General features: G+C 60.0%; 16 protein-coding genes and 2 pseudogenes. 5 read left to right on the top strand and 13 right to left on the bottom strand.

Going from position 1 to position 15,853, the window contains the following annotated elements; all coding sequences use genetic code 11:
- Positions 1 to 93: 93 nt before the first annotated feature.
- The 5 genes and pseudogenes from ACW7GZ_RS14370 to ACW7GZ_RS14350 all read right to left on the bottom strand — a co-directional run.
- A pseudogene (locus ACW7GZ_RS14370) lies at positions 94 to 282 on the bottom strand (phage baseplate assembly protein V); the annotation flags it as partial.
- 403 nt (positions 283 to 685) lie between these two features.
- Positions 686 to 853, bottom strand: coding sequence for a hypothetical protein (locus ACW7GZ_RS14365; protein ID WP_457009880.1), 168 nt, complete (start codon positions 851 to 853; stop codon positions 686 to 688).
- Between the two features lie 189 nt (positions 854 to 1,042).
- Positions 1,043 to 1,759: a hypothetical protein gene (locus ACW7GZ_RS14360; protein ID WP_457009879.1), complete on the bottom strand. Its 717-nt coding sequence runs from the start codon at positions 1,757 to 1,759 to the stop codon at positions 1,043 to 1,045.
- 95 nt (positions 1,760 to 1,854) lie between these two features.
- On the bottom strand, positions 1,855 to 2,403 hold the full coding sequence (locus ACW7GZ_RS14355) for a lysozyme inhibitor LprI family protein (protein ID WP_457009877.1): 549 nt from the start codon (positions 2,401 to 2,403) through the stop codon (positions 1,855 to 1,857).
- Between the two features lie 348 nt (positions 2,404 to 2,751).
- Complete coding sequence (locus ACW7GZ_RS14350) at positions 2,752 to 3,384, bottom strand: hypothetical protein (protein WP_457009875.1); 633 nt, start codon at positions 3,382 to 3,384, stop codon at positions 2,752 to 2,754.
- Between the two features lie 346 nt (positions 3,385 to 3,730).
- On the opposite strand from ACW7GZ_RS14350, the pseudogene ACW7GZ_RS14345 reads away from it, so the two are divergent.
- Positions 3,731 to 4,776: pseudogene (locus tag ACW7GZ_RS14345) on the top strand (IS30 family transposase).
- Positions 4,777 to 4,917: 141 nt separating this feature from the next.
- Here the strand turns inward: ACW7GZ_RS14345 and ACW7GZ_RS14340 are convergent.
- Complete coding sequence (locus tag ACW7GZ_RS14340; protein ID WP_457009873.1) at positions 4,918 to 5,334, bottom strand: hypothetical protein; 417 nt, start codon at positions 5,332 to 5,334, stop codon at positions 4,918 to 4,920.
- Positions 5,335 to 5,496: 162 nt separating this feature from the next.
- A complete protein-coding gene (locus ACW7GZ_RS14335; protein ID WP_457009871.1) occupies positions 5,497 to 6,582 on the bottom strand; it encodes a glycoside hydrolase family 19 protein in 1,086 nt (361 codons plus the stop codon).
- A 40-nt stretch (positions 6,583 to 6,622) separates the two neighbouring features.
- Here ACW7GZ_RS14335 and ACW7GZ_RS14330 point away from each other — a divergent pair, with 40 nt between their 5' ends.
- The 4 genes from ACW7GZ_RS14330 to ACW7GZ_RS14315 all read left to right on the top strand — a co-directional run bounded on the left by ACW7GZ_RS14330 (position 6,623) and on the right by ACW7GZ_RS14315 (position 7,756).
- Positions 6,623 to 6,937 carry a transposase gene (locus ACW7GZ_RS14330; protein WP_457009869.1) on the top strand — a complete coding sequence of 105 codons (315 nt, stop codon included), beginning with the start codon at positions 6,623 to 6,625 and terminating at the stop codon, positions 6,935 to 6,937.
- Positions 6,937 to 7,101, top strand: coding sequence for a hypothetical protein (locus tag ACW7GZ_RS14325; protein ID WP_457009867.1), 165 nt, complete (start codon positions 6,937 to 6,939; stop codon positions 7,099 to 7,101). Before ACW7GZ_RS14330 ends, ACW7GZ_RS14325 begins: the two co-directional genes overlap by 1 nt.
- A gap of 46 nt (positions 7,102 to 7,147) precedes the next feature.
- Entirely contained in the window at positions 7,148 to 7,354 is a 207-nt protein-coding gene (locus tag ACW7GZ_RS14320; protein WP_457009865.1) for a hypothetical protein, read from the top strand.
- Positions 7,355 to 7,420: 66 nt separating this feature from the next.
- A complete protein-coding gene (locus ACW7GZ_RS14315) occupies positions 7,421 to 7,756 on the top strand; it encodes a transposase (RefSeq protein WP_457009863.1) in 336 nt (111 codons plus the stop codon).
- Positions 7,757 to 7,812: 56 nt separating this feature from the next.
- Here the strand turns inward: ACW7GZ_RS14315 and ACW7GZ_RS14310 are convergent, their stop codons facing one another.
- The 6 genes from ACW7GZ_RS14310 to tssK form a co-directional block, all read right to left on the bottom strand.
- Positions 7,813 to 8,178, bottom strand: coding sequence for a contractile injection system protein, VgrG/Pvc8 family (locus ACW7GZ_RS14310; protein WP_457009861.1), 366 nt, complete (start codon positions 8,176 to 8,178; stop codon positions 7,813 to 7,815).
- A 68-nt stretch (positions 8,179 to 8,246) separates the two neighbouring features.
- Positions 8,247 to 8,822: a hypothetical protein gene (locus ACW7GZ_RS14305; RefSeq protein ID WP_457009859.1), complete on the bottom strand. Its 576-nt coding sequence runs from the start codon at positions 8,820 to 8,822 to the stop codon at positions 8,247 to 8,249.
- Positions 8,819 to 11,041, bottom strand: coding sequence for a M23 family metallopeptidase (locus tag ACW7GZ_RS14300; protein WP_457009857.1), 2,223 nt, complete (start codon positions 11,039 to 11,041; stop codon positions 8,819 to 8,821). The genes ACW7GZ_RS14305 and ACW7GZ_RS14300 overlap by 4 nt, the downstream gene beginning before the upstream one ends.
- Before the next feature lie 9 nt (positions 11,042 to 11,050).
- The gene (locus ACW7GZ_RS14295; RefSeq protein ID WP_457009855.1) at positions 11,051 to 13,621 is read right to left on the bottom strand and encodes a type VI secretion system Vgr family protein; all 2,571 of its coding nucleotides are present in this window, start codon (positions 13,619 to 13,621) and stop codon (positions 11,051 to 11,053) included.
- Between the two features lie 21 nt (positions 13,622 to 13,642).
- Complete coding sequence (gene icmH, locus ACW7GZ_RS14290) at positions 13,643 to 14,392, bottom strand: type IVB secretion system protein IcmH/DotU (RefSeq protein ID WP_457009853.1); 750 nt, start codon at positions 14,390 to 14,392, stop codon at positions 13,643 to 13,645.
- A gap of 32 nt (positions 14,393 to 14,424) precedes the next feature.
- Complete coding sequence (gene tssK, locus ACW7GZ_RS14285) at positions 14,425 to 15,765, bottom strand: type VI secretion system baseplate subunit TssK (protein WP_457009851.1); 1,341 nt, start codon at positions 15,763 to 15,765, stop codon at positions 14,425 to 14,427.
- Positions 15,766 to 15,853: the final 88 nt, after the last annotated feature.

Below are 15,853 nucleotides of genomic sequence, written 5' to 3'. Positions count from 1 at the left end.
CGGCTCCACTCGACGCTGGGCTACGTCAGCCCGGAGCAGTTCGAGCGGGCCCACGCTGCTTAGACGGGTGTCCGAGAAACGGGGGCAAGATCAGAGATCACCGTGCAGGAACTCCACCAGCACCTCGCTGCCGATGCGCGGCAGGAAGTGCGAGCCCCAGTTGGGGCCGGCCAGCCATTCGGCTACCGGCACCCAGGTGCCGGAGGAAGCGTTCCAGGCAGTCGTCGCAATGCTTGACAGTGGCTTCCCAGGCATCCCTGGCGCGACCGTAATAGTCCAAGGAGCTGTACTGCTCCAGCAAAAGGACTTCCTGGGGAATCAAGGGTGTCGGCACGGCAGGCGGTTACAGTTTTGGATCGGATTGATCTTGTGCTCACAGCCAGAAGGTCTCGCCATAGTCGCTGTTCTCGATCTTCGGCAAGACATCACCCTGCTTGAAGCGACGCCGTGAAGCAAGTCTTGCCGGGGTGTGCCACCAGCCGCTGTGCGGTCGCGCAAATCAACGAGATTCGATGTCCCGGTTGTCGCTATATTTCCGGAAAGTGCCCGAGGGGTGGTTATGAAGGTGTCAACTCATCGATGGCGTTCCAGCGGGTCATCGGGCCGGCCCATTCGCTGTGGTGCGTGATCGCCAATCGTGACAGTGCCTGGGCCAGCCAGGGTTTGCCGAGTGCGCTGCGCAGTTCTATGGGGTGATCCCGTCCTTGCCGTCGGCATCAATCGCCTTGCACAGGGCGTCGAACAGCGGGCTCTGTTCGGCGCTTTGACTCAGGCTTTCCATCTGGCTACGTTCATCTGGCTGTGTCTGTCCGGTCTGTTCAAGCGCGCGTCCGTACAGGTCTTTGGGTTGCACGGCCCCCGGTGTCCAGCAATACGAAGCCCGGCCACGCCCATGGCGAGCAGAGGACGACGTTTGCGTCATCTTTCTCCCGTGCAACCACGAGCGCCCGAGCATGGCGCTCGCGGCATCACGTCCATGCAGAAGTGGGCATTGGCCGCTTAGCTCCACTTTTGGCAAAGGCTAAAATGGGGGGGATTACCGTCATTCTCGGGATGCTTCGATGTACGCCCGCTTTTTGTCTTGGATCTTCAGTATGTGTTCCGCGAACGCGTCCAGCGATTCGAAATAGCTTCCAAAGTCGCCCCAAAGCCAGTTGCGCGTAGCTTCTCTTTCATTGGGTGAAATAACCAGGAACTCGTCGCATCCAGCCTTTCGACTCTCCTCGTCGGCATTGACGAAACGAAACCTGCACCCCTGTCTTGCCGCGATCATGCGCTCGTTCAGAAGATGCTCTGGAAGGTGCTCGAAGTTACCCTTGGTTTCTTCACCGATGTCGTATCGAGCCATGTTCTCGCGTTCATCGATGACCCCTTGCCACCAGATTCCCTTCTCGCGGTAGACGTCGGTGAGCACCTTCATGACTTTGCGCGATCCATCTGAAGCTGCGGAGACGAAGTAGGTGGCACGATAGCCTTCTTCGCTGATACCCATCACATCCTGCCGTTTGGCTCTTATCCTGATCACACCGCTATCAGGGACATCGACAGCGTGTCCGAGGGGATCCGGTTTCATTTCAATGCCGCCAGGCTGGCCGAAAAAGGTTACGACCGGGCCGAAGTAATCGTCCGGGATCAGGTATACGAAGGGTGGAGGCATGACATTGTCCTGATAAATTTTGTATACAGTCCAAGCAGCTGTTGCCAAGAAGGCGAGAACGGCGACGGATCGAATAACTCGGAATTTCCTGCTGTCGTTCATCGCTTCTGCCACTTTTGCGGGTTGCCGTCATATTGGTCGGGGGCTAATCAGGACGTTTATTTCTTGATCGTTTGGACGGTGTCGCACCGGACCTTCTAGTTGCTGCCTCTTTGTGCGGCAAGCCTGGCCATGCAGATCTCAAAATTCTCCGAACTGATCAACTCAGTGAAACGACAATTTTGAGCGGCATAATCTTGCCAGCCACCTTCTTCGTTGATATATCGATCTCTTAGTTTTGAAATCATCTCAGATTGTGAGAATCCTAATGTTTGCAGTGAGAGAATGAAATTATAGAACTCGTCATTTATAGTGCCGCCACCAATTCGATTTATTTCTCGCACCCGATCATCTGTTGCCTTCCACAAGCAAATATATTTCTCTATTGGCGCTTCCTGCCCTGGAGAAGTTGATTCATAGACGATATCGCAGTGTCTTTCTTTGAAAGGTATCCAAGTCCGTTGAGTTTCGATGAACTGTTTTCTATGCTTGGCTGAGATCGTCGAAAGCTTTTTCTGGTAGACCGCATTCAGCTGAGAATCTGAGATTTTGTAGCGTGACTCAATGCATTCAAATATTTCCTGATTGGTGACTCCATTGCAATTACGAATTACCTCTTCCGCGTTGGCCGTGGAAGGGGCTAACATGACAAGAATTATTCCCAGCAATCGCATTTCAGGCCCCTCTCAAAAAGTTCGGCTTCTTTGTCTCTCCGTGTAAGCAATCCGCCTTGCCCGGTGTTTTCCCATAGACGTTTCATAGATCTGATGCGCTCCGGAATTTTTTCCGTAGTGTTATCGTCAAAACCTTCCTTGATCTGTTTCATCTCTAATCTGGATGCCTCGCTCGGCTTGGTAAACGAGTTGCCGCGATTGATTACAAGACTGGACCGGCTTCCCGGGGTGACTGGATTTGCCGTTGTAGAACTGGTCGGTGGTCCCCGGCTGGTCCAAGGCCCGTGCAGAAGCTCGATCTGCACCTCGGCATCGACACTGTTATTCGAGAAAACTAAACGACTTAAACAGAGACGTCATTGCATCGAGTTCGCGTTGCGCCTCTTCATTCGAGGATGATGGCCACAATGCATAATTTGCTGAAAGAGCCTTGTTTCCGACGAGGTAAACCACCTGGCCGTCGACGCCGCGATCTGCCATGTTGCGTGGTCGATCGAGTATCTCAATGTTGGCAATGAGACCAGTTCCATTCGCGACTTGGAATGTCTCGAGTGAGGCGAGTCTCATCTCAAGCGGACCGCGTGTGGCTCCCGACTCATCTAGTTTGTAGGCTTCATCACCACCTGGCGTTAATGAGTAATCCAAAGAAGCAGACGTAAGGCTCACGCGTTTAACTTCGATGACATAGTCGGTCTGTTCTCTCCAGCCTTCCGGCTGTCCGACTGTTGAGGGACTGCTCGTCTGGACAGACTTGCTGAATGCAATAATGCAATTGACATCGTCTTCTAATGTCGCACCTTCTATCTCAATGTAGTCCAGATTCTTTGGGACGATAAAAGAAACTCTGCAGTCATTTAGAACTATTCTATGCTGTTCCGCACACGCGGTCAGCGAAGCGACAGAAAGAAGCGCTGGCACAGAGAGGTGAAGTGAAGTGCTCAAGAAGTTAGGCATGTCAGACCTCGGGGACCTCTTTATACTCTGGAGAGGGGGCCGGTTCGTCATTTAAAACATAGTAAGCATGCTGGAATGACTGGGTTCGGAAATTGAAATGGAGTTGGCCGGGGTTGATTGAGCGAGTAACATTCCTTTGTGATGGCTCGTCTGTTCCTTGGTCAGCCCAGTAGTTAATGCTTTGTTTGCCGAGCTCAACGAGATTTTTATTCACCTGCCTGTACCGTTGCTTCGAGGCCAAGTAATATCCTGAGCCATCAAATGTATTGTAGGCTTCAGTTAGTAACAAGGAGGCAGCTTAGGCTCAACTTTCAAGTGCAACACCCCGACCATATAGGGTGTTGCGATGAACGAACAGTACCGACATTTGGGCGTGGAAGAACGCGCCGTGATCATGATCGAGCGGAGCAAGGACATGAGTCTTCGGTCGATTGCCCGGACATTGGGACGAGACGTCTCGACGGTGTCGCGTGAGATCCGGCGCGGAGTTCCGGAGCGGGTGGAAGGCAGCGGTGCCCCGGCGTCTGTGGGCTACGACGCGACCGTTGCAGGGTCGGCGTATCGCGAGCGCCGTACACGCTGCGGGCGTCGAGGCAAGCTGATGGAGGGAGAGCCGCTGTACCAGAAGGTGTATGACCGCTTGGTCTATCTGGGTTGGTCGCCGCAGCAGATTTCCCACAGACTGCGGCTCATGAACCCCGACGACCCGACGTGTTGGATCAGCCACGAGACGATCTACGCGGCATCTACGCGCGGTCGCGCGGTGCGCTGAAGCAAGACATGGTGGAAGCGCTTCGCCAAGCCAAGCCGGCCCGGGGCCGGCGCCGCACCACGCTGGCCAAAGGCCAGACGATCCCGGAGGCGCTGCGCATCGTGAATCGGCCGGGGGAGATCAAGCAGCGCCTGCTGCCGGGCCACTGGGAAGGCGATTTCATCAAAGGCAGCTTCAACCGCTCGGCGGTGGGGACGGTGGTCGAGCGCAAGACCCGCTTCATTCTGTGCCGGATGGACGGCTGCACGGCGCAGGACGCGCTGGAGGGATTCACCCGCCAGATGAAGCCGCTGCCGGCGTTCCTGCGCGAGAGCCTGACCTACGATCGCGGCAGCGAAATGGCCTGTCATGAAGCATTGGCCAAGCGGCTGAAGCTCGACATCTGGTTCTGCGATCCGTACGCACCCTGGCAGCGCGGCAGCAACGAAAACACCAATGGGTTGTTGCGCCAGTACCTGCCCAAGGGCACCGACCTGTCGAGCGTGACCCAGACCCAACTCAACGATATCGCCCGGCTGCTCAACGGCCGGCCACGGAAGACGCTCGACTGGAAGACGCCGGATGAAGCCATGGCCGAAGAGGTGGCCGCATTCTCGAAACGTGTTGCACTTGATTCTTGAGACCAAGCTTCACCTCGGCTTGCGATATTGAATCGCTTATCCGGGTGTCCGGCAAACAGGGGTAGGATCAAACCGCCTCACACAAAAACTATCGGACACGCCCGAGGTTCCTAGGTCTTGGCTTTTGCCGGGGAATACTCACTACTTCCGAGACTCTTCGGCTACTATGGGCATGGTGCCATTGCATGCGATCTTCATTCCAGTTTTCCCTTTGACCAACCCTTCGACGCTTTGTAGCGGCAAGACGGCATTTGCTTCGGCAATACTTGGATCATAGAACTGTGCGATAACCGAACCAAGCTCCGGCGAAAAAACGACGCGATAGTAATCACGTTTAAAAATGTCCGCGTTCTTTGTTGGGCCGATTTGAATTACGAGATCGATGGTGCTTGAATTGCAGGCATAGCTTCTCATAGCGAACAAACGCTCGCTTGATTGGAACTCGGCATGAGACAGCTTGTGTTCAATGCTCGATCCTTTGGGGCCATATCCGTTGATTACGTAATCGTTCTCTGCCTCGGAGAGGGAGAATTTGTACTCTGAGATCTCTACCGTCATGGGTTGGTCCGATCCCGCGCGAGTGAATAACTCTGCGCGAGCGGGAAGCTCAGAAGAGCTAATATTGGCCACGTAGGCCAAGAACAATAACGGAAGATACTTCATGCTAACCCCGTACTTTGGAATATTCTGCGATAACGCTCTTCGTGAGTTTCTTGATTCTCAGAAGGCATCTTTGAAAATGTGTTCTCGCCAGTACTCTTCAACATTATTCCAGCGGTCGTCGTAACTATCGGTTCCCTTATTGATCACGGCTGTAATCTTGTCCGCCGATTCTCTTGCTATTCCCGCATCAGCTTGTTCGTAGAGCTTTTTCTCGACCCAGAACCCGAGAGCAGAACGGACTGCATAGATTGGTTCATTCACCTTGTCCGGGTTTGCTTCAAAATCCACAATTTCGCCCCAGATCCGTTCGTGCCAAGTGGTGAAGTTTTGATAGTTGGATCGGCCGGTCAGTTGTTTCAAGCCGCGCCCTCGATATCGCCAGCCATCACCTCGCTGTGTGTTGCCGAGTTTGTAGCCGTCGGGTCTGTTCGCGTCATCGTAGGCATTGTTTGCTATGGCTTCTTCGTTGTAGGCGTCGCGGTCAGAGCGCTCTCTGTTCCCTCGATAATAGCCGAGCTTGCTTTTGAAAAGACCGCTAGATGGGTAGCGAAGGTTTTCGCGGAAGGCCATTCCCGGGCCAATTTCCTGTCGCACTTGCCCGAAGAAATGGCATAGACGTTCTTCGCTGTCCAGTTTGCCATCATCCATATTCAGATTCACGCCTTCCGCTACGCTTTGCAATCGATCATCTGGTGCGGATGTAAATATCTTCTTCAACATTTCCGCCGTGACGCCACCCCGTTGCCCATAGAAATTACCAATAAATCCAACAGGATGCAGATGATCCACCTTGGACTCTGCCGTGAACCCGTTCCTGCCTTTGACGTCGTCCCAAAACTGCAGTTCCCGGGTCCGGCCCTTTTCCTTCTCCCAGTCTTCCTTGCGCGGCTCCGGGATCAGTTCATTGATCGCGTCCCAACGATCCATCGGACCTGCCCATTCGCTGTGATGCATGATCACCAACCGCGAGAGGGCCTGCGCCAGCCAAGGCTTGCCGAGCGCGCTGCGCAACTCCATCGGAGTGATCCCGTCCTTTCCGTCTGCATCGATCGCCTTGCACAGTGCGTCGAACAGCGGGCCTTTTTCCGCGCTTTGGCTCAGGGTTTCCATCTTGTCCCGTTCGTTCGCCTTGTAGCGACCCACTGAATTCCTGCTCAGGTGCTACTTTTCGAAGGAGACACCTATGAGCGTGATGATGGAAGAGGAAATCAAGCGTTGGACGGCCCGCCGGAAGTCGGCGCTGGTGCTGGAAATAATCCAGGGCAAGACGACAGTAGCTGAGGCCAGCCGCCAGTTCGACCTGAGCCCGTCGGAGATCGAAAGCTGGGTCGATGAGGGGAAGCGCGGCATGAAGAACGCGCTGCGTGCCAAGCCCGAGGACGTTCGTGATCAATACGAGCGCCAGCTCAAGGACCTGCAGGAAGCCTACGGCGAGGCCATGCTGGAGTTGCGCGCTCGAAAAAAATTGGCGTCCCTGTTGGGCAAGGACGAGACCTGATGGTCTCGATCCAGCAGGGACTGCGGGACGAAGGCTTTGAGGTCTTGATGGTGAAGCTGTGCCGGTGGTTTGGGGTGGCACGACGGAGCATGTACTACCACCCGACGAAGGCGCCGCCGAAGATCCGGCCTGAGCTGGCCGAGCCGATCAAGGGGATGGCTTGAAGAAGAGCCATCGTTCGGCTATCGGACGGTCGCGGCGCTGCTGGACATGAACAAGAACACGGTGCAGCGAATCTTCCAGCTGAAGGGCTGGCAGGTAAGGAAGCGGGCGGTCGGATGCCGCCCACGGATCCAGGTGTTGCCGTCGGTCGCGCAAGCGCCTGACGAGCGGTGGGCGACGGACCTTTGCCGGATCTGGGGTGGCCGCGACAACTGGCTGACCTTGGCCCTGGTGATCGATTGTTACACCCGGTAACTGCTTGGCTGGCACCTGTCGCGCAGCGGCAAGGCCAGCACCGCAACCGCCGCGCTGGAGCAGGCCTTGATCGCGTGGTTCGGGACCTTGGGACTGGTGCAAACACCGTTCCTGCTGCGCTCCGACAACGGCCTGGTGTTCACCAGTCGCGACTACACCCGACTGGTGCGCAGCTATGGCTTGAAGCAGGAGTTCATCACCCCGTACTGCCCGCAGCAGAACGGAATGGTGGAGCGGGTCATCCGCACGTTGAAGGAACAGTGCGCACATCGACACCGCTTCGAAAGCCAGCAGCACGCCAGTCGGGTGATCGGCGACTGGATCCGGTTCTACAACCACCGGCGCCCGCACCAGGCACTGGGTATGAAGACACCCGCTGAGGCATATGATTTAGCGGCCTGACCTGAGGAAAAACCGCTGGGTCATTACAGACATACGAGAAAATTCCACTTCTGGCATCACCTAACTTGTGGGGGGATTACCGTGATCGGCCGCACCGGCAGCGGCTGGGTGACGTCCCAGCGGAAGGCGGACAGCGGATGGTCATCGAGCACGCGGGTGAGGATGCCTTGGACATCGAGGTCCTGGAACACCAGCGCATTGCGGCGCAGGCGGAGCAGGGCGGTGAAGGGTTCGATCACCAGCGTGTAGCGGGCCAGGCCGCCGTCGCTTCCGGTCAGGCCGACCTCGGTGCAGACGCCGAACCAGGTGCGTGGTGCAGGTCCGTCCAGGCGCAGGCCCAGCGGCTGGCCGAGTAGCGGCGCAAGGTCCAGCTCGGCCGACGACGACAGCACCGCGATCTCGAAGCGGAAGCCCTCGCACACCGCCTCGCGTCTGTAGAACCGCTCGACGATCGCCTCGACGCCAGCTGGACGAGGATCACGACACGCAGCTAATTCGCAATCTCCAGACCTTTCCAGAGTGAAAGAACATCCTGTTTAGTTGCACTTTGCGAGGGGTCGGTGTGATTCTCCAAGACGAAATGTCCGTAGAGGAACCGGCCGTTTCCCAGCGGCATCACGGCCACGTTGCAGGTGGAGGTCGCCCGATAAACCACGCTATTGGCTTCATCGCAGTCCACGTCTGCCGCATACAAAGTGTGGCTATCGATTGTGCTCGGCAAAAGCGGATAGGACGCCATCCCTGTGGCCACGCTGAGTGTGCGTGTCGCTCCCTCGTTCGATACGGCGGAAGCGATGTCGCCGCTCTCGCTGGAAACTCCGAAATCGGACAGGAAGTCCAAGTTGGTGGACGAGCACAACAGTCCAACGGGCGTTAGCCGGCTTACCATTTGGAACGACAGGCAGTCCGTGCGCGGATACCGGTTCGATATCTCTGTTTCCTTCACGACGGAAAAAACGGATGGTGCGTGCACGGGATTTTCCAATCCCGTCAACGTGATCAGACACGCCGAGGCTTTGAAAGCGGCGACTAGACCAAGCAGCATGATGAGCGAGCGCAAAGTCATGGCCTGTCCATTAGTACGATTTCGATGGCCTCGGATTCAGCGAGTCGCTCGTCAAGTCCATTAGGATCGCCAGTTTGCCGATTGACGCCATTAATTGCGCGTGCCACCGCGCGAACCGTCGCGCGGTCTATCGTGTTGTTAGTGACGACGGAATTGATGGTCCTGAACTGGTTGCTTGCAGCGCCCGCCTGCCAATACCACCCACCGGCATCGATCGCGCTATAGGCGTTGATGGACAACTCCTGCGGGTTTGGAATTGCCGGTGCTCGTGCCGGACGCGCAGGATTCCACCAGGGCGAAGTGAATGTGGCGGGTTCCAACCACCCTCGATACACCCAGTATTTCGAATAATTCTCGCGACCAGTCAGTTGCTTCATTCCGCGACCTCTGAACTTCGGACCATCTCCGACTTCGATATTACCCAGCCTGTTTTCCAAGTAGAACAGGTGGTCGTTTCGATTGGCCGGAACGTAGTAGCCGTTAACCTCCGGCTGGAAGCTGGCATGGCGCGGATTGCGTGCATAATTTGCCGATCCTTCCAACATCAGGCAAAGAAAAAGTGATTCTACCGCGCCTTGGCCGTAGAAGTGCGTCATCCGCACTGGAGTGATGATGAGATACTTCCGCTTTACCGTGTTTATCTCAATGCGATAGCTTTCCCGCACTGTTTCAGGTGTTCTTCCTCTTCCTTCAGTGGATAGTGCGGTCGTGGGATATTTAGTGTTTGGATAGACGCGGGCAAGTTCGTGTTCGCTAAGCCAAGCACATTTCCTGTAGTGCCGAATAAACTGCAGCGGATGGAAGTGCCACACGCTGCGCTCAGCGACACCAGTTTGCGGCCAGAACGCCATCGCGTCGACGTGATCCTTGAAGTCCTTCCAGGGCGTATTTCCGTACAGGGGCTTGCCCGGTTGCCGCAGGTCGGCATAGCGGGCCTCCAAATCGGACGCGTCCCACTCACTGGGATGCCTGCAGATGAAGTTGCGGAGAATGGCCGCAATGTTTGCGCCGCTGGCGCGAGTGGCAAAGTCCGCCGGTGCCGACAGCGACGGAGCGGTGGGTTCTGCGGGCAGTTCCAGTAGTTCACTCAGGCGGACGATGTTGGCGATGCCATTGGCAGGACTTGCGGCTTCGCCTTCCTCCAGCCGGCGCCACAGGACCGGGAAGTCGGCATCAGAAAAAACGCTGACCTGATGTGCGGGATCAGCGAGATTGATGTATCCCACAGCAGTATCCGAGTACCGGATCAGTTGCCAGTTCTCAACCCGCGCGGTGGTGTCTGGGCCAAGGACCCGTCCGAAGCGCAGATACTCGAAGCCGGCGCTGGGACAATCGGGATACAGCGCGGTCGCCAAGCGATACAACTCGTTCTCGTAGTCGTCTTGCTGCACCGGCTGACCGACTTGTGCTCCGATTTGACCTTGAGCATCGAGTCGGTATGTCGTGGCGGCGCGTCGGCCATTGGACAGATTGACGACGACGTGCAGGCGGTCGGCATTCTGTCCGGCTTGACCGACGTCCAGTTCATAGAATTGATTCTGGCCCGGCAGGTCGATGCGATGCGGAGCCACCGCACGAGGATGGCGATCTGCAAGTTGACGGCCCGCCGGAATGACGAAATGCATGTCGCCGAACACGTCATCCGAGCCGTGATTGCCGGCGGCGATAGCGGTGCGGTCCCGCCAGAACGCATTGAAATTTGCTTCGGTCGCGAAGATCTCGAAATGGATGGTCGGGTGTCCGTATAACTGGCCGGCAAAGCCCAGGACTTCCTTGCGCAAGATGCGACTGTTGGCCGGCGCCTGGACTGCGGCGTCGCTGGGGGTGGGATCGCGCAGGAAGGGCGCCAGTTGCTGGCGCTGGGCGTTGCTCAGCAATCCTTTGGGACGCAAGTGCATGTAAAGTGAGTAGAAGACGACACGCGTGTTCTCGCCGCTGTCGGTTTCGTGTCGGATAAGGACGAAACTCGTGTCGTAGGCGCCTTGGCCGGGATAGTCCTTGGTATCGGGCGCCAATCGGTAGGCCACGATCACGCCGTCGGCGATGGCCCGGATAGGTTCATCGTCAGGCGTCAGGTGGATGCCGCCATGCCAACGACTGCCGGTGGTTACCGGATAGAGACCCCGGTCGCGCTGTGCCAGCGCCAACATGGCGTTGAAGCGGTCGTCTTCCGACTGGGTATCGGCGCCCGCTGGAAGGATTGGATAGCTGATGAGCATGACCTGTCCCTAGACCGAGAAGGGGGAGTTGCCCTTGGGTTCCGTGAGTCCTTCGGGCAATGGCGTCAGCATTGCTGCGCCACTGTCACCACTCATGAACGGGTGTTGGCTGGCCTTGACCGTGAACTGACCGGGACACTCGAACGTGATATCGCCGCCTTCCAGGGTGACGCGCGTCTGCCCGGCCTGCAGCACGATCTTGTCCTTGGCGAGTACGTCGATCCGCTCATCCGTGGCGGTGACCATCACCGACTGGTCGGCCAGCAGTTCCAGTTCCCCGGTGTGCGCCTGCAGGCTGACCGGGCCGTTGGCGGCGATCGCGCGGATCGGACCGGACTGGGCGAGCAGGGCGCCGTGCCTGCCTGATACCGCCGCAAACGTCTGCCCGGCAGCGAAGTGCGCATCGTCCTGGCTGGTCAGGTGCAGGTTGCCACCGGCATAGGCCAGTGCGCTGGCCGGGGTCGTCCACGCGATGCGGTCAGGGCTTTCGGCCACCAGCACCGGCTCGGCAAAGCGCTCCACCGGCGTTTCGCCTTCGCGGCTGCCGGAGCCGGGCTTCACTGCCGGCTGGCCGTTTACAGCGCCTTCGTGTCGGCCTTGCTCCTGCGGATCGATCACTTCGCGCAGCGCGGTCTGCATTTCGTTGGCCATCAACCCCGGCACCTGCTGCTGGGTGGCCGTCTCATGCAGCGCCTGCGCCGTACGCTCTGCGCCCTTGAACTGGGCGACGGCCTCGGCGATGTCGAGCTGCGTCGAGGCCGCGTCATTCCGCGCCGTCGTCGAGAGCAGCAGGCCCTGCGGTGCGTGCACATTGCCCCAGCCGCCGGTCGCCAGCTCAAAGCCCTGTCCGCGCAGCCCGCCGCGCTGGCTATCGCCGTGCTGGATCAGGTAGCCCAGCTCCAGGCGGCTGTCGGCCAGCGTGGTGTGCAGGCGCGAACGCAGCTGGCCGGTGGCATCATCCACCACCCACTGCTGGCTGCCATCGCCGTCGTGGGCCTGCGAGTGCAGCCCGCTGAGCGTGCCCGGATGGTTGCTGGCATCGGCCAGTGCGAAGGGTGGGGCGACCTCGCCGTTGTACAGCTGGCCGGTGATCCGCGGCTGGTCCAAGTCGCCGTGCAGGAACTCGACCAACACCTCGGCGCCGATGCGCGGAAGGAAGTGCGAGCCCCAGTTCGGACCCGACAGCCACTCGGCTACCGGCACCCAGGTGCCGGAGGTGGCGTCGCCGGGCGCATGGCCGTCGGGGAAGGCGGTCGAGCCCGCGTCACTCAAGCCGCCCGCATTGGGCTGCGCGCCGCGCTGCCACGCGAATTGGATCCGCACCTGGTGCTCGCGGGTCGGGGTGATCGCGGCATCAGGCAGGCCGACCACGCGCGCCGTCTGCGGGCCGTGGCTGCGCACCGGCGGCCGCTCCATCGGCACGATCGCCGTGCCCATCGGCACCGCGACGAAACGGTTGCGGTAGTCATGGCGTTCAGCCTCGTCGCCCAGGCCCAGACGGCCCAGCAGCGCGGCCATGCCGCCTTCGAAGTTGTTGCAGGCACTGTGCTCAACCGCCAGCACCACGAAGGCTTGGCCACTGTGGCTGTCATGCTGGGTCAGCGTAAAAGCACTGCCCGGCGCCAGCACGCGGGCACTGCCGGCGCCGGCCTGCACCTGGCGCACCACGCGCAATGCGTCAAGCTGCAGGTCGGCCTGCAGCTGCGCCTGGGCGGTGTCGGTGAAGCGCCCCGAACGCGGTTCGGTGAAGACCTCCAAGGGCGGCAGGCCCGTTGCATCGGCTTCGGCCTGCGCCGCCAGCGCAGCGACCTGTTCGGTTTGCCAACTGTTGATCGCACGTGCCGTAGGCGTGGCCTGCAGGCGGTCGCGGAAGACGCTGATCGCGTCGTCGGACTCGGTGGCGTCGATGCGGTGGAAGCGGACCGGGCCAAGGTCCGGCACCGGCGCTTCGCGATCGCGGATGACCCAGGTGTGGCCAGCGGGTGCGGCTTCGTCGGCCTCGAAATGCCAGGCCAAGCCGGCCTCGGCAAGCAGGCGCTGGAGGAAGTCAAAATCATCCTCGCGGTACTGGGTGGTGATCGGCCGCACCGGCAGCGGCTGGGTGACGTCCCAGCGGAAGGCGGACAGCGGATGGTCATCGAGCACGCGGGTGAGGATGCCTTGGACATCGAGGTCCTGGAACACCAGCGCATTGCGGCGCAGGCGGAGCAGGGCGGTGAAGGGTTCGATCACCAGCGTGTAGCGGGCCAGGCCGCCGTCGCTTCCGGTCAGGCCGACCTCGGTGCAGACGCCGAACCAGGTGCGTGGTGCAGGTCCGTCCAGGCGCAGGCCCAGCGGCTGGCCGAGTAGCGGCGCAAGGTCCAGCTCGGCCGACGACGACAGCACCGCGATCTCGAAGCGGAAGCCCTCGCACACCGCCTCGCGGCCCGAGAAGCGTTCGACGATCGCTTCGGAAGCGAGCTGGCCCAAGACCGCAGGCGGGTCACCGCCGGGTGCCTCGAGCAAACGGATGGTGCGCTGTCCTGGCGAAAGCCGGGCCAGCGATGCGAGTGCTTCCTGCCACTGCTGTGCAACGTCCATGTTCTGGTCCCTCTCGTAGTGCTACGGCAAGCTGATCGTGATCCGCGCCGTCTCTTGCGGCAGTTGCACGATGTCCTGGTGTGCAGCCAGCTGCTGGTCGGTTTCCCTGCCCAGCCACGCGTTCAGTCCGAAGTACCCCAGCAGGCCGACCACGGCAAGGACCGCAGCCGGCGCCCACAGCGGAACGATCTGCCGCAAGGCGTGGACGACGCGGTCGGGTGGCAGCCAATGCGGCGCGAACCCGGTGCGCTTGCCCTTGATGTAGGTGATTTCGTCACCCAGGCGCGCGGTCAGGTAGCCCAGCTTCTCGGTACCTTCCAGCCGGTACTTGCCCTCGAACCCGAGCAGCAGGCAGTAGTGGTAGACCTCCAGCGACGCCAACCGCGCGGCGCCCTGGCTGCGCAGCTCTTCCAGACGGTCGAAGAAGTGTTCACCGGCCAGGTGTTCGCCGAACAGGCGCAGCTGCAGCGGGTTGCGCTCCCAGCTCGCGTGCAGCGGTGATTGCTGGGAAAGGATCGCCTCGTCGATGGCGGCACAGAAGGCGTACTTGGCCGCATGCACGTCCACCGACGGAATCTCGAGCTTGGCCGCGCCGCGTTCGACCTTCTCCAGGAACTGCCGGATCGACTCGAAGAACCGCTCCCCGTCGTTGGGCACCTGTCCGCGCTTGATCAGCATGAGCAGGTAGAACCCGTCGGACATGAGGTCGAGCAGGCTCCGTGGCGCAGCCGCGGGGACATTGCCGGGCGCACCCGCCTCTGCGGTTGGCATGGCCGAAGGAACCGGAGGCAGTTTGGACTTGGTCATTGGGTCAGTGCGATGAGTTCGAGTTTGAGGTCCTCAATGCCGGAGGGCACGTAGACCGTGATCGACCCCGACTTGAGCATGCGTTCGTACAGCGGGCCGCGCGACTCCAGCGCGAAGTACTGGTTGCCGGGGCGGACCGGGATCGCGGCAGGCACCTGCGGGACGTGGTTGAGCTTGACGCCTGACAGGGCGGACAGCACGCATTTGTCGACGTCGTCCGGTGCGCCGATCTTGAACCGTACCGGCACGGTCTGGATGAGCTCGGGACTGGGCAGGTTGGCGCTGACCGCGAGGTAAAGCGCCGCGCGCTCGTCGATACGCTGGGAGTCGATGCGCCCGAGGTGGAACGAGGGCTTGACCTCGCTCAGCGAGATCGAGAAATAGCGCTCCGAGATCACCGTATCCAGCAGTTCGCGGATCATCGAGAACAGCGCCTCGAATCCTGCTTGCGGCGCGCCGTGCTGGTAGAAGGGCAGATCCGACAGCGTGTACGCCTTGGAGAAGGTCATCAGGCTGCCGGCCAGGCGCGAAAGTTCCTGGAACAGCTGCTCCGGCGGCAGCCCCGGATGGCGGAACAGGTGGGACAGCGTTGCGAACGACGCGTTCGCCGTGTGCAGCAGCCAGAACGATGCGATGTCGCCGGAGCGGAACTCGACGATGTGCTGCGACGGTTCGCGATGCAGGCCGTAAAGGGCGTCGACCTTCGCCTGCAGCCCGTCGAGGAGCCGGCGCAGCTGCGCCATCAGCACGGGGGCGGATCCAATCGTCGCCGACGGCGGGATGAACTGGTCGTCGAGCTCGAAGCCACCCGTTGGAGTGCGCCGGATCTTCGCCAGTGGAAGCGCGGTGAACGCATCGCGTGGCTCGTCCTCTGTCAGCAACCGGACCGTCTTGCGCAGGTAGCCAAGGTCCGCCTCGGCGGCCTCGGTGAACAGGTCGTTGGTCGGCCTGTTTGCCTGGACGAAACGCGCCCCGCCGTCCTGCTCCTGGCCACAGTTTCCGCCCTGGGGCCGCAGCAGCGGCAGGGCGAGATAGATCGTGGTCGACTGGACGCCGGCCGGCAGGTCTGCCAGCGACAGGGCGTCGGGCAACTCATCACCGGACGGCGCTGAATAAGGCTCGCCATCGGGAAACACGGCCGAAATCCGGACGGGCCGCAGCGTTCCGGACGCAAGGCTGCCCTCGTCGAACGTAAAGCTGCGCAAGCCCCAACCGTAGGGGTGCAGCGTGCCCGCGAGATCGCGCAGACGGCCTTCGTGATACGCATCCTGCTGCTGGAAATGCTGGGGCCGCAGGAACAAACCCTCCCCCCAGAACACCTTGGCTCCCCGGTTCACATCCACCTCATGGTTACGCTTCCTTGACCCACGCACTGATGCAGCGTGGCTACCCCAAGAGACATTATTAGCACGCCCCGCAGCGCCG

The sequence above is a fragment of the Luteimonas sp. A537 genome, from assembly GCF_054052065.1.
This window is presented reverse-complemented; position numbering and strand designations above follow the sequence as displayed.